Raw genomic sequence first — 21,047 nt, 5'->3', positions numbered from 1 at the left:
TCGTGGGATGGGGCTTCAGCCGGAGAACGAGAAACGGGATTTCCGCTGGAAGTCGGCCTGCTGCCATTTCGGCAGCGATGAACTTACATTCCCCGGCCCGGTGAAACTCTTCTGACTCGCATGCACCGTCAGCGTGCCCGGGCACTGCACCGTGATGTTGCCGCCTTCGATCGTGATTGCTGCGCCCCCTGCGGTGGCGAGGCGGATCTTCTTGGCGGCGGCGAAGTCGGCTGAGGCGTTGGCGGAGAGGATCTTGAGATCCTCTTTTGCGGCGATCTGCAGGGTGTCGCTGTGGGCTTCGAGCCGAAGCGGACCGCTGCCTGCGATCATCGACAGGCCCATGCCGCCTTCCCCTGCTTTTTCAGCGCCGGCGAGGATGCCGAGCGTCTGGCCGGTGTGCAGCCGCGTGCTGCCTTGCGTCACAAGTTCCTGATTGGCACCTGTGGCGAGCAGGGTGGTTTCGCTGGCGGCAAGCGTGATGCTGTCGGCGGCGGTGAGTGCGAGGCCCGCTTTGGCGGATACGGCGAGCAAGGCGGCGGCGCTGTGCGGCACGCCCTGTTTCTTTGCCGGTAGCGCGGCGTCGCCGAAGGCGGCATCGAGGTTTTCGGCGGCGACACAGCCGGAGAGTGCTTCGGTGATCGCGGCAGCGAGTGGTTTTTGCGGCGTCAGTGTGCAGGCGTTGGCCTTGCTGCCGCCGACATGGCTCGCGTAGGGCACCGTCTGATGCGTCTTCGCCGCGCTATTCATCGCTTCGGCGAGTTTCTGCGCCTGGCGCGCGAGCGCCACACCTGCCGCGTTGTCGCCGGCCGGCTCACTGCGCTGGATGCCGTAGGTGCTGAGCAGAACGCCCCGCCCGCCATTGATCGCGCCGAACGCATCGGTGCGCAGCTCGAAGCCATTGCCTCGGAAGCTGCCACGGTAGTTGTCGCGGGTGTGGATCAAGTGCCCCAGCGTGAGGGCTGTCGTTTGCTGAGTGGTGGTGAGCTGCGTGCGAAGCTGATTGTCGGAGTCGTCGAAGACCAGCTCGGTCCATCCACCCCCGCCCCAGGCGCGGCTGCGAAACCCCGACAGCGCCCCGGCGTTGCGGTGGTTCGCTTCGCCCGCGCCCGCTGCGTGCCACAGCGGCGCGTGTCCGCCGGTGAGGTTGGCTTGCGCGCTGGCGGCGCCGTCGTTGGCGTAGGTGAAGGCGTTCGGATCGGGCTTGGCGGCCTTGCCACCTGGCGTGGGCGTAACGCCATTCTCGCCGCGCCCGTTGAACACCACGCCGACACAGACCGGGCGGTCGATGTCGCCGTGCATGAAACTGATCAGCACTTCCTGACCGATGCGCGGGATGAAACGGGTGCCCGCGCTTGCGCCGGTATGTCGCGTCACCACCCGCACCCAGCAGCTGTCAGGATCGTCGGGCGATTGCCACAGAAAGCGGATGCGGATGCGGCCGAGTGCATCGGTATGCACTTCCTGATGGCCGGACGGTACCTCGTCGCCGTTGGCGCCGATCACCACCGCGTGCTGCAGGCCAGATACCGTAGGCCGCGGGTTGAGGCGCGCGCCGGTGTCGTCAGACAGCTGTGGGCGCCACGGCGTTGCGATGCGCTGGGCATGGAACTGGCACGCGAAGCCGTGCGCTTCTGCGGCGGCGAGGAGTGTGCCGGAGCAAGGGGCCGGCGGGGTATCGCCCTTGCCAGCCAGCGCGCCCAAAGCGTCTTCGGATTGATCGCCCAGCAAGGCCGCCACCGCTTCAGTGACGCCTACGGGCAAGTTGTTCTTGCCGGCACTCTCGACTGCGTTTGTGAGGAAACGGTTGCCTGTGCTGCCGGCCTGATAACCGGGCAGCAGATTGGCGAGTTGATCGGCGAGCCCCGCTTTCAGATCGAACCAGGTGCCGGGGCGCAGGCTGCGCACCGAGGCTTGGCCGAGCCAGGTTTCGACGCGCGCTTCCACCGTCTCGCGTGCGAGGCGCGTGTACCGTTCGGCCAATGCGGCGTTGGCAAAGGCGTAGCTGCCGACGAAGTCGTAGTCTTCGAGCGCCGGCGCGTTGGGGCCGCCGATCGCCGCGGCGCTCGGCAGTTCGGCACTGATCGCTGCGTCGGCCTTGTAATCAGTAGAGAGCAAGGTGGTGCGCGACGCGCGAAAAGCACGTTGGTAGCCGAAAGCGAAGATGCTGTCCTGTGTTTCCGGCGCGGCCGCGCGGTGAAAACGCAGTCCGGCGCCGCCGGCAGCCGAAGCGGCGCAGCGGTCCTGCGGCAGCGCGGCGCTGTCGGCAAAGATCAGCAGTTCGTGCAGCGCCTGCTGGCCGAGTGTGAGCTCGGCGCCGCCATCCTCGTTCAGTTCCCTGAAGGTGAAGCCGAGGCCCTCTTCGCACAGCAGCCGGCACAGGAAATCGAAATCGGTCTCGCGGTACTGCACGCACAGTGAGCGCACAGGCAGGTCGGCGAGGAAGGCGGGCACTTCGTCCGCGAAGCGCCACTGAGCGATGCTGGCATAGGGCGCCAGCACCGCCTCGATGATGTCGCTGAGCGACTTCTCGTTGAACACGCGGCTGCGGGATGTTTGCGTGGCAAACCACAGCCAGGGTGCGAGAGTCAGGCGATAGCGCGCGAGGCCCCCGTTTGAATCGAGCAGCGCTGCCGCATGTACATAGCCAGAACGTTGCACCCGGCTGCCGTCGGCAAGCGTGATGCGCAGTGCGGCCGGTTTGTGGATGAGGCTTGCCGGTGCGATGTGGGCGTCGGTGGCGAGCAGGTCGATCTGCCAGTGGGAGAGCGACGAGAGCGCCTCGCGTGCGCGGAAGCGCTCGACCAGCCAGGGCGTGGTGTCGCCCTCAAGGGCAAATCCATAGAGCCGGGATTCGGACGTGAACAGCGCGGGTGACAGGGCTGCGGACAGCACGGAAGCGACCGACATTGCGAAGGCAGGGCCAGAACAGGGATGCCGGATGATGACATTGGCAAATACCGATGTCATGTTGGCGTGCTGCGTGGTGTGACTGACTTGGCATGCTGTTCTGTGGTGCCGTGCCGAAAACAAAACGGCCCCGCTGTGCGGGGCCGTTTGCTCAGGGGCGTGGCGGCATCAGTTGACGCGATAGATCATGCGCAGCCAGCCGATGGTGCCTTCCGGGCGATTGCGTGCGCCGAATTCCTGCATCACCTTGAATTCAAGGCCAAGCGAGCCGCTTTCGCTCTGCCAGCCAGCCGACGGGCCGATCGCAAACACGCGCGCCTTGTTGCCGTTTTCCGGCGCGCCGGTGCCGCTGTCCTTGGTGGTCTGGTAGATCAGGTAGCCGGTCGCGCCGATCCGCACGCCGTCGCGGATCTGGTAGAGCACTGCGCCGTCGGAGTGCAGGTACTGGCCCGACTTGTACTCGGTGTCGCTGTTCTTGCCGTTGAACGAGTAGGTCGTGCGAGCGCCGAACTCCCAGCCGTTCTCGGTAACGTAGGCCAGCGTCACCACTGGACGGAAGGTCCAGAACTTGCCGGCGCCCGGATTGACCGCGCGATCCTTGTCATAGTCGCCGGTGGGGGCGACGAAAGCCGGGGCAAAGATGACGCGGTAGGTGTCGGTCTGCCAGTCGACGAACGGGGCGAACTCCATGTCGCCGATGCCGGATTCGGTGCCGGAGTTGGCCTGCGACAGGCCCGCGATGACGCCGTCGACGATCGGCGCAATCGCCGGGGGTACCGGCGACGTGCGTACCAGATTGGTGGTCAGGGCCGTCTTGATCAACGGCAGCGTGGCGGAAAAGCCGACGCGGCCGTCCCACAGCTGGTATTCGGAAATCCAGCTGCCGCGCAGGGCGAGCACGTCGGCGCGAACCTGGCTGTTCTGCTGCGCCGACAGCACACCGAGTGCGCCGGCATCGCGGCTGAGCACCGGCGTGTTGCCGTCGTTGTCCTTGAATTCGCCGGCGTAGTAATGCTGGTAATTGGCTTGCGTGTAGAAGCCCGGCAGCGCGGGTGAGGTCAGGTCTTGGCCGGGCAGGCCGAGCAGCGCGCGCAGTTGGCCACGCTCGGTGGCGAGGGCGGGTGTGGCGCACGAGATAGCTGCCAATGCAGCGGCAATCAGGCGGTGGCGAGAATGAATTTGCATGAATTTTCCTTGCGAGGTGATTCTTCTGGCGGGCATTTCTGAGAGAATCCCCGACCTTTGACGATCCTGCCTTGACGGCGCGAATCGTTTGGCGTATCGGCGTATCGGCGTTTTCGCGTGAGGCGCGGATTGTCACATAAGGCAACAGAAATAATTAGAGGGGAAACACCATGCGCTTGCGTATTGAATCAAAAATGTTGTGTCGCGGTTTGTTGGTCGCGGCAGCCCTTTGGGCGGGTGCGGCGACGGCTGCGATTGAAGTCGATGGTTTTACCTTCGACGACGGCGACACGGTCGCAGGCCAGAAGCTGGTGCTGAACGGTGCGGCGCCGTCGCAGATCCTGTCGTCGAAGGCAACTGTGGTCGGCCTATACATGGCGCAGAAGGCGAACACGCCCGAGGCGGCGTTTGCAGCGAAGGGGGCCAAGCGTCTTCGGATGGTGGCGCTGAAGGAAATCTCTGCGAAGGACCTTGCAACCGTGCTGCTCGATCGCATCAAGCAGAACGCGACGCGCGAAGAGGTCGAAAACAACATCCTGCAACTGGCGGCGCTCGGGGCGGCGTTCAACAGCCGTTCAAAGCTCGTCAAGGGCGACGTCGTGACGCTGGATTGGCTGCCGACGCCCAAGACCACCGAGATCCGGATCAACAATGAACTCGCGACGCAGCCGATCCAGGGCGACGGGTTCTATCCGATCATCATGAAGGTGTGGATGGGACCGAAGGTGCGCGCCAACACACGCAATGGCTTGCTGGGCATTCCGAACTGAGCGAACGCCGGCACCACGCAAAACGCCCCGCCGCATGTTGCGCCGGGGCGTTTTCTTTGGAGGCTGCCGGAGCGTGGATGCTGCCGGAGCGGCGATCAGGAGACGGCAAGCATCCTGTCCAGGGACAGTTTGGCGAGTTTCGCCTCATGGTCCGGCACGCTGATGCGGTTGACGATGTTGCCGTCGGCGAGGTTTTCGAGCGTCCACGCAAGGTGCTGCGGGTCGATGCGCTGCATCGTGGAGCACATGCAGACGGTGGGCGACATGAATTCGACGATCTTGCCGTCGCCCTTCACTTCCTCCGCCAGCCGGTTGACCAGATTGAGCTCGGTGCCCACCAGCCAGCGCGTGCCGGAAGGCGCGGCCTTCACGGTCTTGATGATGTGCTCGGTCGAGCCGACATGATCGGACTGACGGCAGACTTCAAACGGGCTCTCGGGGTGCGAGATCACGATGCCGTCCGGGTGCGCATTGCGCCAACGCAGGATGTGCGCCGGCTGGAACATCTGATGCACCGCGCAGTGACCTTTCCACAGCAGCATCTTGGCGCCGCGGATCTGCTCCGGCGTGAGGCCGCCGTACTCCAGATCGGGATCCCATACCACCATCTCTTCGAGCGGGATGCCCATCTGGTGACCGGTCCAGCGGCCCAGATGCTGATCCGGGAAGAACAGGATCTTCGGGCGCTGCGCGAAGCTCCAGTCGAGGATCGTGCGAGCGTTGGACGAGGTGCACACGATGCCGCCGTGGTCGCCGCAGAATGCCTTCAGGTCGGCGGCAGAGTTGATGTAGGTGACGGGCGTAAACTGGTTGTCGGGCGACTCGCCCAGGATCTCGGTCAGTTCGCGCCAGCAGCGCTCCACTTTGGCGAGGTTCGCCATGTCGGCCATCGAGCAGCCAGCGGCCAGGTCGGGCAGGATCGAGATCTGATGCGGTTTGGACAGGATGTCGGCGACTTCGGCCATGAAGTGCACGCCGCAGAACACGATGTAATCGGCATCCGACTGGCTCGCCAGATGTGACAGGCGCAGCGAGTCGCCGGTCAGGTCGGCGTGTTCGTAGACGTCGGCGCGCTGGTAGTGATGCACCAGCAGGACTGCCTTTTTACCCAGGCGTGCCCGCGCGGCACGGATGCGTTCCTGCGCTTCGGCATCGCGCAGGGCGTTGAAACGGTCAAAACTGATGGGGGCAACTTGCATGCTTGTGCTCGAATGGGGCGCGGCATACCCCGCGCGTGAGTGGTAATGACCCGAATGGCGGTAAAGCGTTCCTGCTTCAGCCTTGAACCCAGGGCAGGCCGGCGTGGCGCCATCCGCCGATGTGACCGCGCTGGCCGTTTGCGTCGCGGTCGCCCTCGAAGCCTTCGAGAATGTTGTAGCACGCCGTGTAGCCGTTCTGCTGGGCAAGGATTGCGGCGTTGTGCGATCGGGCACCGCTGCGGCAGAGGAACAGCACCAGCGCTTCGCGATCTACCTGATGCGTGAGCTGGGCCAGAAAGTGCGGATTGCGTTCGCCACCCGGCCAACTGTTCCATTCGATCTCGACGGCGTTGGGCACGCGGCCGACCCACTCCCATTCGGCGCGCGTGCGCACATCAACCAAAATCGAACCCGGCGCGTTGCGCCAGACGGTGAAGGCCTCGGCCGGCGTCAGCGCGCCTGAATAGCCAAGCCCCAGTTTCTCGCCGCGGTCGCGGGCCAGTCCGAGAATGTCGCTGAGTTGTCCCATTCTGAGCCGCAGCCTCTTCGCCATAACACAGGGGCGGGGAGTATGCGCGCGCGCCGGATCGCCCGCAAGTTCGGGCTCAGATGCAAGCCTGCGCCAAAGTGGCGCACGATCCCAGTCTTGGTGCATTTTGTGGTGCGGCCGCACCTATGTGGTGCATTGCTGTGCGCCTGGATGGGCAATTGCGCTGTGGCACAATACCGCGCTCGGCAGATCGTAACGCGCTGGTTCGATCAAAGCGCTCGCGGCTTGGAAACCCGGGCAATCGAGCTGGTCGATGGCACATAACGTGCTTTTTGAATCCGGATCGCGGTATCCAGAACCGCAGAACGTCAGTTGGCTTCCACACGTTAGGAGTGAATATGTCCCCGCAAGACGTCTTGAAGATGGTCAAGGAAAACGAAGTCAAGTTTGTCGACTTCCGTTTCACCGACACCAAGGGTAAAGAGCAGCACGTCGGCGTGCCGGTTTCGGCATTCGACGAAGACAAGTTCGAGCACGGCCATGCTTTCGATGGTTCGTCGATCGCCGGCTGGAAAGGCATTCAGGCTTCGGACATGCTGCTGATGCCGGATCCTTCGTCCGCGTTCATCGACCCCTTCATGGACGAGACCACGCTGGTCCTCTCGTGCGACGTTCTTGATCCCACCGACTTCAAGCCCTACGACCGCTGCCCCCGCGGTATCGCCAAGCGCGCTGAAGCCTACCTGAAGGCTTCCGGCCTGGGCGACACGGCCTACTTTGGCCCGGAACCCGAGTTCTTCATTTTCGACAGCGTCGAGTGGAACGTCGACATGTCGGGCTGCTCGGTCAAGATCAACTCGGAAGAAGGTGCCTGGGCTTCGGGCGAGAAGTTCGAAGGCGGCAACACCGGCCACCGTCCGGGCGTCAAGGGCGGCTACTTCCCGGTTCCGCCGGTCGATAGCCACAACGACATCCGTGCCGCGATGGTGCTGGCGCTCGAGCAGATCGGTATCCCGGTCGAAGTGCACCACCACGAAGTGGCAACCGCCGGCCAGAACGAAATCGGCACCAAGTTCAACACGCTGACCAAGCGCGCTGACTGGACCCAGATGCTCAAGTATGTGGTGCACAACGTTGCGCACCAGTACGGCAAGACCGCCACCTTCATGCCGAAACCGATCGTGGGCGACAACGGTTCGGGCATGCACGTTCACCAGTCGATCTGGAAGGACGGCAAGAACCTGTTCGCGGGCAACGGCTACGCCGGCATGTCCGAGTTCGCGCTGTACTACATCGGCGGCATCATCAAACACGCCCGTGCGCTGAACGCGATCACCAACCCGCTGACCAACTCGTACAAGCGCCTCGTGCCGCACTACGAAGCACCGGTCAAGCTGGCCTACTCGGCGAAGAACCGTTCGGCTTCGATCCGTATCCCGTTCGTTAACAGCGACAAGGCGCGCCGTATCGAGACCCGCTTCCCGGATCCGGGCGCGAACCCGTACCTGTGCTTTGCCGCGCTGATGATGGCCGGTCTGGATGGCGTGCAGAACAAGATCCACCCGGGCGACGCAGCCGACAAGAACCTGTACGACCTGCCGCCGGAAGAAGACGCGCTGATCCCGACCGTCTGCTCCTCGCTGGATCAGGCGCTGGAAGCGCTGGACAAGGATCGCGAGTTCCTGACCCGTGGCGGCGTGTTCTCGAACGACTTCATCGATGCGTACATCGCGCTGAAGATGGACGACGTGACCAAGATCCGCATGACCACGCACCCGGTCGAATTCGACATGTACTACAGCATCTGATCGATCTCTCGATCTGTGCATGAAGAGGACGGGCTTGCCCGTCCTTTTTTTTGCCCGCACGAATTTGCGTCGATTCGTGTCAGTGCTTGGCAAGAGCCGGCGTCGGCGCCTACACTCGAACACCCGTCAAACCTTGTGACGATTGCATGACTCTGATTCGTAGCCTTGCCGCAGCCCTGCTGCTCGCGTGCGCCCTGCCCGCGAGCGCCGACATCTTCAAGTGCACCGACCCGATATCCGGCAAGGTCACGTACACCAATACCAAGATTGGCGAGAAGGGTTGCACCCTGCTCTCGAAAGATCAGAACGTGTCCGCAGTGCCGGCCAACGGCGCCAAGAAGCCGGCAGCATCGCCGACGGACTTCCCCAAGGTCGACAACTCCACCCAGCGGGCACGGGATAACGATAGGCGCAAGATTCTCGAAACCGAGCTGGCCAGCGAAGAGCGCGCGCTCGAGTCGGCGAAGAAGGAGCTTGCGGAGCAGGAGTCCATGCGCAGCGGTGGCGAAAGGAACTTCTCCCGGGTTCAGGAGCGGGTCAAGCCCTTCCAGGATCAGGTCGAATTGCATGAACGCAATGTCGAGGCGATCCGGGCAGAGATTGCAAAGCTGCGATAGAACGAAAAGTCTGGCGAGCGAGAGGGATGCGGCGCAGCCAGTGAAGGCCGAGGCGGGCTTGGCTGTCGGCTGGCGCGCTTCTTGCAAGCAAGCTTGGGCATGAGTCAAGCCGCCCCGAAACCACCGGTTCATCCTTACCTGACGCCAGACGCACAAGTCGCGGGTCTCGACCTGCTGGCCTCCGCCGTCGTGCTGGTAGACGAAGCGCGTATCGTTCGCTACATCAATCCGGCTGCCGAGAACCTCTTTGAGGTCAGCGCACGGCAGTCGACGGGACGCGCGCTCGCGGCACTGCTGGGCGATCCGCCGGGGCTGGATGCCGCGCTCGACAATGCGCTTGCGAACAACTGGAGCTACACCGGCCAGAATCTGGTGCTCGCACGCAATGGGCGCGACACCCTGCATGTCGATTGCACGGCGACGCCGGTCGATGTGCACGGCGCCCGCCTGCTCATGGAGTTTCGCCCGATCGATGCGCAGCTCAAGGTTGCCCGCGAAGAGCGCCTGATCGAGCAGCAGCAGGCGAACCGCGAGCTGATCCGCAACCTCGCCCACGAAATCAAGAATCCGCTCGGCGGCATTCGCGGTTCCGCGCAATTGCTGGCGCGCGAACTGACCGACGTGCAGCTGAAGGAATACACCGAGGTGATCATCGCCGAGGTCGATCGCCTGCAGGATCTGATGCATCGCTTGCTGAACGCGCATCGCGCCATGCAACCGGGTCCGGTCAATATTCACGACGTGCTCGAACGCGTGCTGCGTCTTGTGCGCGCCGAGTTCCCTGGCGTTTCGATGCGGCGCGACTACGACACCAGCCTGCCCGAGCTCACCGGAGACCGCGAACAGCTGATCCAGGTGGTGCTCAACATCGCGCGCAACGCGGCGCAGGCGATGCACGGTGAAGGCGAGATCCAGCTGCGGACGCGCGCGCTGCGGCAAGTGACGCTGGCGAAAAAGCGCCACAAGCTGGCGCTGGAGCTGCGCGTCATCGATAGTGGCCCCGGCATTCCGGAGGCAATTCGCGATCGCATCTTCTACCCCCTGGTTTCCGGGCGCGACAGCGGCAGTGGCTTGGGCCTCTCGATCGCGCAGAGCTTCGTCGAACAGCATCAAGGCATGATCGATGTCGAGAGCGCACCCGGCCGTACCTGCTTCACGATCGTGCTGCCCATTCGCAGCGAAGAGTGAGTGTTAAGGCGTGCGGGTCGTGAGCACGGCCTGCAGTCCTTACCCCTTACCAAAGTGCACACCATGAATCCGATCTGGATTGTTGACGACGACCGCTCCATCCGCTGGGTCCTCGAAAAGGCACTCACCCGCGAGAACATTGCGCACCGCAGTTTCGGTTCTGCCACCGAGGCGCTCAACGAACTTGATGGCGGTGCCGCGCCGCCGCAGGTGATGATGAGCGACATCCGCATGCCGGGTGATTCGGGCCTCGTATTGCTCGAAAAGGTCAAGGCGCGTTACCCCAGCCTGCCGGTCATCATCATGACCGCCTACTCCGATCTGGACAGCGCGGTTTCTGCCTTCCAGGGCGGCGCCTTCGAATACCTGCCGAAGCCTTTCGACGTCGACCAGGCGGTTGAGCTGGTGCGGCGTGCGATCGAAGAGAGCCGCCACCGTGGCCCGGTCGCCGAGGAAAGCACCGCACTGCCGGAAATCCTCGGCCAGGCGCCTGCGATGCAGGAAGTCTTCCGTGCCATCGGCCGCCTCGCGCAGTCACATGCCACGGTGATGATCAACGGCGAATCCGGCTCCGGCAAGGAGCTCGTCGCCCGCGCGCTGCACCGCCACAGCCCGCGCAAGGATCAGCCCTTCATCGCGATCAACACCGCGGCGATTCCGAAAGATCTGCTCGAGTCCGAGCTCTTCGGCCACGAGCGTGGCGCCTTTACGGGCGCCACCGCGCAGCGCCGCGGTCGTTTCGAGCAGGCCGAAGGCGGCACGCTCTTCCTCGACGAAATCGGGGACATGCCGTCTGAGTTGCAGACGCGCCTGCTGCGTGTGCTCTCGGACAATCACTTCTACCGCGTCGGCGGCCATCAGCCGATCAAGGCCAACGTCCGGGTGATCGCGGCGACGCACCAGAACCTCGAGCAGCGCGTGCGCGACGGCCTGTTCCGCGAAGACCTGTTCCACCGCCTCAACGTGATCCGGCTGCGCCTGCCGCCGCTGCGCGAACGCAAGGAAGACGTTCCGCTGCTGGCACGCCACTTCCTTGCGCGTTCGGCGCAGGAACTCGGGGTCGAACCGAAGCGCTTGTCCGAAGGGGCGCTGAAGTACCTGCAGACCCTGGAGTTCGCCGGCAACGTCCGCCAGCTGGAAAACCTCTGTCACTGGCTCACCGTCATGGCGCCTGGCCAGACGGTGGATGTGGGCGACCTGCCGAGCGAACTGCGCGAGCAGCCGGCGCGGGTGGCGTCGGAGTCCTGGATCGACGCGCTGTCGGTCGAGGCCGATCGCCTGCTTGCCAGCAAGCCGGGCGAGGTGTTCGACCTGCTCACCCGCGAGTTCGAGAAGAACCTGATCCGCCGGGCCCTCAACGCCACCGGTGGGCGGCGGGTGGAGGCTGCGCAGATCCTTGGCATTGGTCGCAACACCATCACACGAAAGATCCAGGAACTCGGCATGGACGGCGAGTAATCGCCCGACCTGCGCGCCTGCACCGCAACGGCGCGGGCGAAAACCTGCCGCCGCCTTGATGTAACCAGGGGCTGCACCGCATGCTTCAGCGCGGTGCAGCCGTTACACTGCGCGTTTTCCAAGCCGGATCACGCGCAGTGTCTGACCGCACCGACCACGAGCTCTCGCGCCTCAGGGCACAGCTCGGCCCCGTCGCCCCCCGTTTCGACGCGGATCTCCTCGAATCCTGCCCGTCCACCAGTTCGCTGCTGCTTGAGCGCGCGGCGGCAGGCGCCCCATCGGGCAGCGTTGTCTGGGCGCTCGAGCAGACCGCCGGGCGCGGCCGTCGTGGCCGTGCCTGGGTTGCGCGCAGCGGCGCCAGCCTGACCTTTTCGCTGCTGTGGCGGTTTGCGCCGGGTACGCGGCTCGCCGGCCTGAGCCTGGCGGTCGGGCTTGCCGTGGCGCAAGCGCTCGAGCGCCTCGGCGCCCAAGGCGTCGCGCTCAAGTGGCCCAACGACATCTGGCTCGACGGTCGCAAGCTCGGCGGCGTGTTGATCGAGTTGCAGCAGAGCGGCGCGCGCACGGCCAGCGTCATCGGCGTCGGCTTGAATCTGCTGCCACCCGCAGACGGCGCGGTGACCGACCAGCCTGTTGCCGGTCTGTCCGCATCCGGCGCGCGCTCGACCGATGCGGTCACCGTACTGGCAGCGCTGCTTGCATCCTTGGCTGACGTGCTCGACCACTTCGAGGCGCACGGCTTCGCCGCGATGCGCGATGCATGGCAAGCACGCCATGCTTTGCAGGATCAAGCAGTGCGGCTGATCGACGATTCCGGCGAGGCGGAAGGAATCTGCCGTGGCGTGGACGAAGACGGCGCGCTGATGCTCGAACGCGACGGCGTGATGGTGCGTGTGCTGGGCGGAGATGTTTCCCTGAGGAGGCAGGCCTGATGTTCTTGCTGATCGATGCAGGGAACACCCGCGTCAAATGGGGCTTCCACGACGGTACCCGATGGCTGTGCCGCGAAGACATCGCGCACGATGCGCTGGCGACCTGCGACTTCGGCCGATTCGGCGAACCTGCGCGGGTGCTGATTGCGCATGTCGCCTCCGATGCCATCCGGGCGCTGATCCTGGAGCAACTCGGCGCGTGGGCGGAGAAGGCCGAATGGCTGCACGCCGGACTTACCCGATGCGGGGTCACCAACCGCTATCGCGATCCGCAGCGGCTCGGCCCCGACCGCTGGGCTGCGGCGATTGGCGCATGGCATCGGGTGCGTGGTGCCTGTGTTGTGGTGTCGGCGGGTACGGCCACCACGGTGGATGCGATCGATGCCGGTGGCAACTTTCTCGGCGGGCTGATCCTGCCCGGCCACGGCCTGATGCTGCGCGCGCTGGCCGGAGGTACCGCTGCGCTGCCGCTGGCCGAAGGCGAGTGCGTGGCCTTTCCCAAGAACACCCACGACGCGATCGAGACCGGTATCCGCTATGCCCAGTCCGGTGCGGTTGAGCGCTTCCGGCAGGAGATGCCGGCGCACACGCCGGTGGTGCTGTCGGGCGGTTCGGCCGCCGCGCTGGCGCCGCTGATTGCGCCGCCGCGCATCGACTTTCCCAATCTCGTGCTGGAAGGGCTGCTGTGCGTGGCGCGTGAAGGCGCCTGAGCTGCAGATCAAACCGACAGCGAGGTCACACAAGCGCACGGGTGGCTGGAGTACGATGCTGGCGCACTCAATGAGGAGGGTTTCGCCATGGCACTGATGGATTTCATCAAGAAACAGTTCATCGACGTCATCCACTGGACGGAAGACGACGACAGCGTGCTGGTGTCGCGCTATCCGATGCAGGATATGGAGATCCAGTACGGGGCCCAGCTCACGGTGCGGGAATCGCAGGCCGCGCTGTTCGTCAACGAGGGGCGCGCGGCGGATGCCTTTACGCCCGGGCTGTACACCCTCAAGACGCAGACGCTGCCGATCCTCACCAACCTGCAGAACTGGGACAAGCTGTTCCAGTCGCCGTTCAAGAGCGACGTCTACTTCTTCAGCACCCGCCTCAAGCTCAATCGCAAGTGGGGCACGCCGCAGCCGGTGACGATCCGCGACAAGGATTTCGGCATCGTCCGCCTGCGTGCCTTCGGCCTGTACGGCTACCGCATCGCAGATCCGAAGCTGTTCCACACCGAAGTCAGCGGTACCCGCGAGCACTACACGGTGGACGATCTGGACGGCCAACTGCGGGGCACGATGGTGTCGTGCATGAGCGAGCTGTTTGGCGAATCCGGCGTGGCTTTCCTCGACATGGCGGCCAACCTGTCCGAATTCGGTGCGCAGCTCAAGGCGCGCATGGAACCGGCCTTCGCGAAGCTTGGTTTGGCGCTCGACAATTTCGTGGTCGAGAGCGTGTCGTTGCCCGAAGAGCTGCAGAAGGTGCTCGACCAGCGCATCGGCATGAACATGGTCGGCGACCTCAACAAGTTCACGCAGTACCAGACCGCCAACGCGATTCCGATTGCGGCCGGCAACGAAGGTGGCATCGCTGGTGCGGGCGTCGGTCTCGGCGCAGGGCTCGGGATCGGCCAGGCGATGGCCGGCGCCTTCGCGCAGGCGACCCAGGCAGCGGCGCCAGCCGCGGCGGCTGCGGCGGCCGCGCCCGCACAATCCGCGGAGGATGTCGTTGCCCTGCTGGAAAAGCTTCATGGGCTGATGGAAAAGGGCATTCTGACGGCCGAGGAATTTGCGGCGAAGAAGGCCGAGTTGCTCGGCAAGCTGTCCTGACATTTCCGCATTGAGTGCGGCGGCGTGGCGGTGGTGTCACGCCGGATCTCGTCAAACAGGGTGAGGTTGGACCTAGGTGCCCGTTAGCGTAATGTGCCCTTCGTGTGGCGCCACGGTGCGCTACCAGTCGGCGGCGTCCGCGCTGGCGGTGTGCAGCTATTGCCGCGCGACCCTTGCCCGCGACGGCGATACGCTGAAGAACCTCGGCCGCATGGCCGAGCTGGTGCCGGACGACAGCCCGGTACAGATCGGCACACAGGGCCGCTGGCAAGGCACCGCGTTCGGCGTGGTCGGGCGCCTGCAGTTGCGTTACGACGCCGGCTTCTGGAACGAGTGGCACATCCTCTTCGACGATGGGCGCTTTGGCTGGATGTCCGAGTCGGGCGGCATGTGGACCGTCACGCTGCCGCACCCGTCGCGCCCGGAGTTCCCGCCCTTCGCGGCGATCCGACCCGGTGCGCGGGTGCAGATCGCCGGCAAGGTCTTCGAAGTCAGCAACAAGGAAGAGGCTGTCTGCCTTTCTGGCGAGGGCGAACTGCCGTTTGTCGTCGGCGCCGGCTATATCGCGCCGGTGATCGACCTGCGCGGGCCGGACGCAGCGTTCGCATCGATCGACTACTCGTCGGACCCGGCGACGGTGTACGTCGGCGAATCGGTCGCGCGCGAGTCGCTCAAGCTCTCCAATACCCGCGATCGCGAGAGCGAGGCGCTGATCGCCGCGCCCACGCGCAAGGCCGAGGCGATCAGTTGCCCGGTGTGCGGCGCGCCCTGGTCACTGCATGACCAGAGCGTGCTCGCGATGGCCTGCACCAGTTGCGGCGCGCTGTCGGACATCGATGGCAAGGTCGCGAAGGTGCGCGAGGCGGCGCGTGCCGGCTCTGTGGTGGTGCCACCCCTGCCGCTGGGCAGCAAGGGGAAGTTCGAAGGCGTCGAGTGGGAAGCCATCGGCTTCATGCGCAAGGGCGTGCCGAATGTGGTCGGCACCTGGGACGAGTACCTGCTCTACGATGGCAAGGGCGGCTTTGCGTGGTTGGTCAGCGAACGCGGGCACTGGAACTTCGTGCGGCAGAGCGACAAGCTGCCGACGTCGCGCGCCACCGGCTCACGCCCCGAGTATTCGCTCGGCAGCACGCGCTATACGCACTTCGCCGACTATGCGGCAGAAGTCATCGCGGTGCTGGGCGAATTCACCTGGCGGGTGCGCATCGGCGACACGGTGAAGGTGCGCGATTTCGTGTCGCCGCCGCGGGTGCTGTCGTGCGAGATCACCGACGACGAAGTCACCTGGTCGGAGGGTTACTACCTGTCGCCGGACGAGGTCGGTGCCGCATTCGGTTTGAAGCGTCCCTTGATTCGCGCGGCTGGCGTCAACGCCTGTCAGCCGAATCCGCACAAGGGGGCGCGCTGGAAGGTGCTGGGGCTGTTCGTGGTGTTCTCGGTGCTGGCCCTGATGGTGCATGGCTGGTTTTCGAGCGGCACGTCATCCGTATTTCACCGCACGACGCTCGAGATGCAACCGGGCACTGAATCGGCGCTCACCTCCGAACCCTTCCGCATTGCGACGGCCCAGAAGCGGGTCGAGGTCGATCACTTCACGCCGGTATCCAACACCTGGGCCGGGTTCGAGGTGGAACTTGTCAACCGCGACAGCGGCGAGGCATTTACCTCGGCCAGCGAAGTTTCGTATTACAGCGGCTACGATGAGGATGGTTCGTGGTCGGAGGGGCAGCAGACGAGCAGTTCGGTGTTCTACGGCGTACCGGCCGGCGAGTATCACCTGGTCGTGCATGGCGAGCTACCGCCTGAAGCGCCACAGGGCTTGTCGGACCAGGTGACCTTGAAGGTGTCGCCGCCGCCATTCTCGAACCTGGTCCTCTGCTGGATACTGCTGCTGCTCTTTCCAGTGTTTGCCTTCCTGCGCAGCCACAGTTTCGAGGCGGCGCGCTGGCGCGAAAGCGATCACCCCTTGGTGTCCAGTTCGGAGGACGATGACTGATGATCAAGGTCTTCACCGTCACCGCGCTGATCGCGATATCCACGCTCGGATGGATGGATTCGCGCGGCTACGGGTTTTTCGATCCACATGGCTCGTCGTCCTTGTCACGCTCGGGTAGCGGTGGCAGCGGCGGGCGCCTCTATCACAAGTAAGCGGGAGCGAAACTCATGGAACAGTTCTTCAACGCGAAGCCCTTGCTCAGCTCCATCGTCTACTCGATTCTCGGTGTCGTGGTGTTCTGGGTCTCGTTCATCGTGGTCGACAAGATCACGCCCTATGACCTGTGGCGCGAGATCGTGAAGGAGCGCAACCTCCCGCTTGCGATCATCGTCGCGGCGATGTGTCTGGGCATCGCCAACATCGTTGCAGCGGCGATTCACGGTTGATCGCGTTGCGTTCGCAGCGCCATGCGCTGCTTGTCTCCGTCTTCATCGTTGCGTCCTGCGGCCTCGCCTACGAGCTGGTCGCCGGCGCGCTGTCGTCGTACCTGCTGGGCGATTCGGTCACGCAGTTCTCGACCGTCATCGGCACCTATCTGTTCGCGATGGGCGTCGGCTCGTGGCTGTCGCGCTATGTCGAACGCAATCTGGTCCTGCGCTTCATCCATCTCGAACTGCTGGTCGGCCTGATCGGCGGTTTCACCCCGGCGGCGCTGTTCGGCATCTTCGCGCTTGAAGCGGCGCCTTTCCGCGTCATGCTGTACGGCGCGGTGCTCACCGTCGGGGTGCTGGTCGGGCTCGAAATTCCGCTGGTGATGCGCATTCTCAAGCGCGACCTGTCGCTGCGCGATCTGGTCTCGCAAGTGCTTACCGTGGATTACCTGGGCGCGCTCGCGGTGTCGATCGCCTTCCCGCTGTTGCTGGCGCCGCATCTCGGGCTGGTGCGTACCGGGCTGATGTTCGGGCTGTTGAACGCAAGCGTCGCGCTGTGGGCGGTTGCAGTGTTCCGCGATCAGTTGCCGCGCGCACGCCTGGTGCTGACGCAGTGCGCGCTGGTGCTGATCGTGCTGCTTGCCGGCTTGGCCGCATCTGGCCGTTTCACCGGCTGGGCCGAGCAGCAGATGTACCAGGACCAGATCCTCTACACCCGCACCACACCCTACCAGCGCATCGTACTGACCCGCTGGAAGGACGACCTGCGGCTGTTCCTCAACAACAACCTGCAGTTCTCGTCAGCCGACGAATACCGCTACCACGAAGCGCTGGTCCACCCCGGCCTGGCGGCTTTGCCGTGGGCCAGGCGGGTGCTGGTGCTGGGTGGCGGCGATGGCCTTGCGGTGCGCGAGATCCTCAAGTACCCGCAGATCCAGCAAGTCACCCTGGTCGATCTGGACCCGGGCATGACCGATCTGTTCCGCGACGCACCGGCGCTGCGTGCGCTCAACCACGACGCCTTCCACTCACCGAAGGTGCGGGTCATCAACACGGACGCCGGCCGCTGGCTGGAAGACCATGCCGAGACCTTTGACTTCGTCGTTGTCGACTTCCCCGACCCGTCCAGCTTCGCGGTCGGCAAGCTCTACACCACCGCGTTCTATCGCTTGCTGGCCCGCCATGTCGTACCCGAGGGGCGCATCGTCGTGCAGGCGACCAGTCCCTTCTACGCTCGCAAGGCGTTCTGGACGGTGGTTGCCACGCTCGAAGAAGCCGGTCTGCTGACCGCGCCCTACCACACGCTGGTGCCTTCGTTCGGTGAGTGGGGCTATATCCTTGCGGGCAGGACGCTGTACGCACGGCCGCAAGTGCTGCCGGTCGAGACACGCTTCCTGACCAACGCGTCGCTTGCGACGCTGTTCGACTTTCCGGGCGACATGGCGCGCGTCGACGCCGAACCGAACCACCTCAACAGCCAGAATCTGGTACGCATTTTCGAGGATGAGTGGCGGCACGCGATACGCTGATCGGAGGCGTGCGGCACGCACGATGTGTCACGCCGGCAAGGCCAGATGAATGCCATCACGGTGACCCCGCGCGGGGCGTTTCCTTCAACGGTACTCGGCGTTGCGATCGGAGGGGTCGTTGCCGGCCAGCCAAGGGTCGTTGGGCAGCAAGTGATTGCGGCGCGGCAGTGCGTCGGTGCACAGGTCGTGCAGATGCAGCAGTTCGATCACCACCGGCTCGGAAAAGCCCTTGCGCGAGCCACGGTGATCGACCAGCAATTCGTTCAGGTAGTTCAGTGCTTCCACTGGACGCTGCCAGCGCGCCGCGATGGCATTGGCGATGTGCGGATGGCGTGCCGAGAGGTGCTCGGCGCGTGCTTGGTGCGGCAGACTGCGTAGCCATTCACGGGCGCCCGGGGTGAGCGGCTCGTCGGCCGTGGCGCCGTGCTGGTACGTGTTGGTGTCCGCTGCCTTGCCGCGCTGCGGGAATGCAGCGTCGAAGGCCTCGCGCGCTTCGTCGCGACCGATCTGTTCAAAGGCAACCGTGTTCATCGTGCTCTCCCGCCGCATGTGCCTGTTTGCAGTATGGTTCAGCGAGGCCGATGCGCCAGAGGGATTGCCGAGCGGGGTGCGGAATGTCACTACCGCTGCCGGCGAATACGGCGAGGGTGTATATTCATACATGGTTTTGACCGATCAACGACCATGCCGCCACCTGCGAATCCAGCCGCTTCAACGAGCCCACGCGATCACCTGAACCCGGAGCAGCGCGCCGCGGTGGAGTACGCCGGCGCCGCGCCATTGCTGGTGATCGCGGGTGCCGGATCGGGCAAGACCAACACCCTTGCGCACCGCGTCGCGCACCTTGTGCTGGGTGGGGCGGACCCGGCAGCGATCCTGCTGCTGACGTTCTCGCGCCGCGCGGCGGTCGAAATGACGCGCCGGGTCGAGCGCATCCTCGGCGCGGCGTCGGACGACCCGACGCTGGCGCGTGCCGCGCTGGCCTGGGCCGGCACCTTTCACGGCATTGGCGCGCGACTGCTGCGCGAGTACGCCGAACGGATCGGCCTGGGGCAGAACTTCACCATCCACGACCGCGAGGATTCGGCCGACCTGATGAATCTGGTCCGCCATGAGTTGGGCTTCTCGGCCAAGGAAAAGCGCTTCCCGACCAAGCAGACCTGCCTCGCGATCTATTCCCGGGTGGTGAACACCGAGGCGCCGCTCGCCGACGTGCTGAAGGAAACCTTCCCTTGGTGTGCAATGTGGGAAGACGACCTGAAGGCACTTTTCGGGGCCTACGTCACCGCCAAGCAGCGGCAAGGCGTGCTCGACTACGACGACCTGCTGCTGTACTGGGCGCACATGGTCAGCGAACCGACGCTGGCGGCTGAACTCGGCGCACGCTTCGCGCATGTGCTGGTCGATGAGTATCAGGACACCAACCGCCTGCAGGCCTCCATCCTCAAGGCGCTGAAACCGGAAGGGCAGGGACTCACCGTGGTCGGCGACGACGCACAGTCGATCTACGCCTTCCGTGGCGCGACGGTGCGCAACATCCTCGACTTCCCGCAGCAGTTCCCGCAGCCGGCGCAGGTGGTGACACTCGAGCGCAACTACCGCTCGACCCAGCCGATCCTGGCGGCATCGAATGCCGTCATCGGGCTTGCCGCCGAACGTTTCACGAAAAACCTGTGGAGCGAGCGCGCGGCGACCCAGCGCCCGCAGCTCGTGACCGTGCACGACGAGGCGGATCAGGCGCGTTACATCGTCGGTCAGGTGCTGGCGCGCCGTGAAGAGGGCGTGCGGCTGAAGAAGCAGGCGGTGCTGTTCCGCGCCGCGCACCACAGCGCCCCGCTGGAGCTCGAGCTCACGCGTCGCAATGTGCCCTTCGTCAAGTTTGGCGGGCTCAAGTTTCTTGAGGCGGCCCATGTCAAGGATCTGCTCGCGGTGCTGCGCTGGGCCGAGAATCCGCGCGACCGTGTGGCCGGCTTTCGTGCGGTGCAGTTGATGCCGGGCATCGGGCCGAAGAGCGCAGCGCGCATCGTCGATCTGGTGGAGGCGGCGAACGATCCGGTGGTGGCGCTGGCCGATTTTCAGCCGCCGTCGAGCGCGGGGGAGGCGTGGGCGACGCTGCCGCAGCTGCTCGGCGAATTGCGTACCCGCTCGGCCTGGCCGGCCGACATCGAGCGCGCGCGGCGCTGGTATGCGCCCCATCTCGATCGCAAGTACGAGGACGCCGCGATCCGCGAGGCCGATCTGCTGCAGATGGAACGTATCGCCGCGAGCTACCCGAACCGAGAGCGCTTCCTGACCGAACTGACGCTCGATCCGCCGGATGCGACCAGCGACGAATCCGGCGTGCCGCTGCTCGACGAGGACTACCTGATCTTGTCGACGATCCATTCAGCCAAAGGGCAGGAATGGGACTCGGTGTACCTGCTCAACACGGTGGATGGCTGCATTCCGTCCGATCTTGCGACCGGCAGCAGCGCCGAGATCGAAGAGGAGCGGCGCCTGCTGTATGTCGCGATGACGCGCGCCAAGGACGCGCTGCACCTGATCACGCCGCAGCGTTTCTACGTGACCCAGCAGGCGGGCGGCGGCGACCGCCATGTCTATGCGCAGCGTACTCGCTTCATTCCCGCCGCGATGCTCGACAGCTTCGAGCAGGCGGTGTGGCCGGTGGCGGGAGGCGGCGCGGCGGCGGGCGCGGTCACGGCACCGCCGCAGGCGGTCATCGATATTGCCGCACGGCTGCGCGGCATGTGGAACTGAAAGGTGTGCCCCGCCATCGG

At 64.9% G+C, this 21,047-nt stretch carries 18 protein-coding genes; 13 read left to right on the top strand and 5 right to left on the bottom strand.

The annotated features are described in order from the left end of the window. Positions 1 to 15 precede the first annotated feature (15 nt). A complete protein-coding gene (locus GGR36_RS11525) occupies positions 16 to 2,907 on the bottom strand; it encodes a type VI secretion system Vgr family protein (protein ID WP_183634727.1) in 2,892 nt (963 codons plus the stop codon). Positions 2,908 to 3,075: 168 nt separating this feature from the next. Further along, positions 3,076 to 4,092 (bottom strand): SphA family protein, encoded by a 1,017-nt coding sequence (locus GGR36_RS11520; protein ID WP_183634726.1) that lies wholly within the window; start codon positions 4,090 to 4,092, stop codon positions 3,076 to 3,078. 170 nt (positions 4,093 to 4,262) lie between these two features. Between GGR36_RS11520 and GGR36_RS11515 the strand changes: the two genes are divergently transcribed. Continuing rightward, positions 4,263 to 4,862, top strand: a complete 600-nt coding sequence (locus GGR36_RS11515) for a chalcone isomerase family protein (protein WP_183634725.1) — start codon at positions 4,263 to 4,265, stop codon at positions 4,860 to 4,862. A 95-nt stretch (positions 4,863 to 4,957) separates the two neighbouring features. Here the strand turns inward: GGR36_RS11515 and nadA are convergent, their stop codons facing one another. Continuing rightward, on the bottom strand, positions 4,958 to 6,061 hold the full coding sequence (gene nadA, locus GGR36_RS11510; RefSeq protein ID WP_183634724.1) for a quinolinate synthase NadA: 1,104 nt from the start codon (positions 6,059 to 6,061) through the stop codon (positions 4,958 to 4,960). 76 nt (positions 6,062 to 6,137) lie between these two features. Further along, positions 6,138 to 6,590 carry a rhodanese-like domain-containing protein gene (locus GGR36_RS11505; RefSeq protein ID WP_183634723.1) on the bottom strand — a complete coding sequence of 151 codons (453 nt, stop codon included), beginning with the start codon at positions 6,588 to 6,590 and terminating at the stop codon, positions 6,138 to 6,140. Between the two features lie 359 nt (positions 6,591 to 6,949). On the opposite strand from GGR36_RS11505, the gene glnA reads away from it, so the two are divergent. The 11 genes from glnA (at position 6,950) to GGR36_RS11450 (ending at position 18,270) form a co-directional block, all read left to right on the top strand. Further along, positions 6,950 to 8,359 (top strand): type I glutamate--ammonia ligase, encoded by a 1,410-nt coding sequence (glnA, locus tag GGR36_RS11500; RefSeq protein ID WP_183634722.1) that lies wholly within the window; start codon positions 6,950 to 6,952, stop codon positions 8,357 to 8,359. A 146-nt stretch (positions 8,360 to 8,505) separates the two neighbouring features. Then, entirely contained in the window at positions 8,506 to 8,976 is a 471-nt protein-coding gene (locus GGR36_RS11495; protein ID WP_183634721.1) for a DUF4124 domain-containing protein, read from the top strand. Between the two features lie 99 nt (positions 8,977 to 9,075). Further along, positions 9,076 to 10,164 (top strand): nitrogen regulation protein NR(II), encoded by a 1,089-nt coding sequence (gene glnL, locus GGR36_RS11490; protein WP_183634720.1) that lies wholly within the window; start codon positions 9,076 to 9,078, stop codon positions 10,162 to 10,164. 63 nt (positions 10,165 to 10,227) lie between these two features. Further along, positions 10,228 to 11,622, top strand: coding sequence for a nitrogen regulation protein NR(I) (ntrC, locus tag GGR36_RS11485; protein ID WP_183634719.1), 1,395 nt, complete (start codon positions 10,228 to 10,230; stop codon positions 11,620 to 11,622). Between the two features lie 137 nt (positions 11,623 to 11,759). Beyond that, positions 11,760 to 12,551 carry a biotin--[acetyl-CoA-carboxylase] ligase gene (locus tag GGR36_RS11480; RefSeq protein WP_338086662.1) on the top strand — a complete coding sequence of 264 codons (792 nt, stop codon included), beginning with the start codon at positions 11,760 to 11,762 and terminating at the stop codon, positions 12,549 to 12,551. Beyond that, entirely contained in the window at positions 12,551 to 13,261 is a 711-nt protein-coding gene (locus tag GGR36_RS11475; RefSeq protein ID WP_183634717.1) for a type III pantothenate kinase, read from the top strand. The genes GGR36_RS11480 and GGR36_RS11475 overlap by 1 nt, the downstream gene beginning before the upstream one ends. Positions 13,262 to 13,348: 87 nt before the next feature. Next, complete coding sequence (locus GGR36_RS11470) at positions 13,349 to 14,374, top strand: SPFH domain-containing protein (RefSeq protein WP_183634716.1); 1,026 nt, start codon at positions 13,349 to 13,351, stop codon at positions 14,372 to 14,374. A 91-nt stretch (positions 14,375 to 14,465) separates the two neighbouring features. Continuing rightward, on the top strand, positions 14,466 to 16,370 hold the full coding sequence (locus GGR36_RS11465; RefSeq protein WP_183634715.1) for a DUF4178 domain-containing protein: 1,905 nt from the start codon (positions 14,466 to 14,468) through the stop codon (positions 16,368 to 16,370). Next, positions 16,370 to 16,522 (top strand): hypothetical protein, encoded by a 153-nt coding sequence (locus tag GGR36_RS11460; protein ID WP_183634714.1) that lies wholly within the window; start codon positions 16,370 to 16,372, stop codon positions 16,520 to 16,522. Before GGR36_RS11465 ends, GGR36_RS11460 begins: the two co-directional genes overlap by 1 nt. A 15-nt stretch (positions 16,523 to 16,537) precedes the next feature. Then, positions 16,538 to 16,756 carry a DUF350 domain-containing protein gene (locus tag GGR36_RS11455; protein WP_183634713.1) on the top strand — a complete coding sequence of 73 codons (219 nt, stop codon included), beginning with the start codon at positions 16,538 to 16,540 and terminating at the stop codon, positions 16,754 to 16,756. After that, positions 16,753 to 18,270, top strand: a complete 1,518-nt coding sequence (locus tag GGR36_RS11450; RefSeq protein WP_242533051.1) for a polyamine aminopropyltransferase — start codon at positions 16,753 to 16,755, stop codon at positions 18,268 to 18,270. Before GGR36_RS11455 ends, GGR36_RS11450 begins: the two co-directional genes overlap by 4 nt. An 84-nt stretch (positions 18,271 to 18,354) precedes the next feature. Here the strand turns inward: GGR36_RS11450 and GGR36_RS11445 are convergent, their stop codons facing one another. Then, entirely contained in the window at positions 18,355 to 18,801 is a 447-nt protein-coding gene (locus tag GGR36_RS11445) for a hypothetical protein (RefSeq protein ID WP_183634712.1), read from the bottom strand. Positions 18,802 to 18,954: 153 nt separating this feature from the next. Between GGR36_RS11445 and GGR36_RS11440 the strand changes: the two genes are divergently transcribed. Then, positions 18,955 to 21,027, top strand: a complete 2,073-nt coding sequence (locus GGR36_RS11440; RefSeq protein WP_183634711.1) for an ATP-dependent helicase — start codon at positions 18,955 to 18,957, stop codon at positions 21,025 to 21,027. Positions 21,028 to 21,047 lie beyond the last annotated feature (20 nt).

This window comes from Niveibacterium umoris (assembly GCF_014197015.1).
Lineage (GTDB): Bacteria > Pseudomonadota > Gammaproteobacteria > Burkholderiales > Rhodocyclaceae > Niveibacterium > Niveibacterium umoris.
Note: the sequence above shows the minus strand (reverse complement) of the source record. Positions and strands in the feature narration are given on the sequence as shown.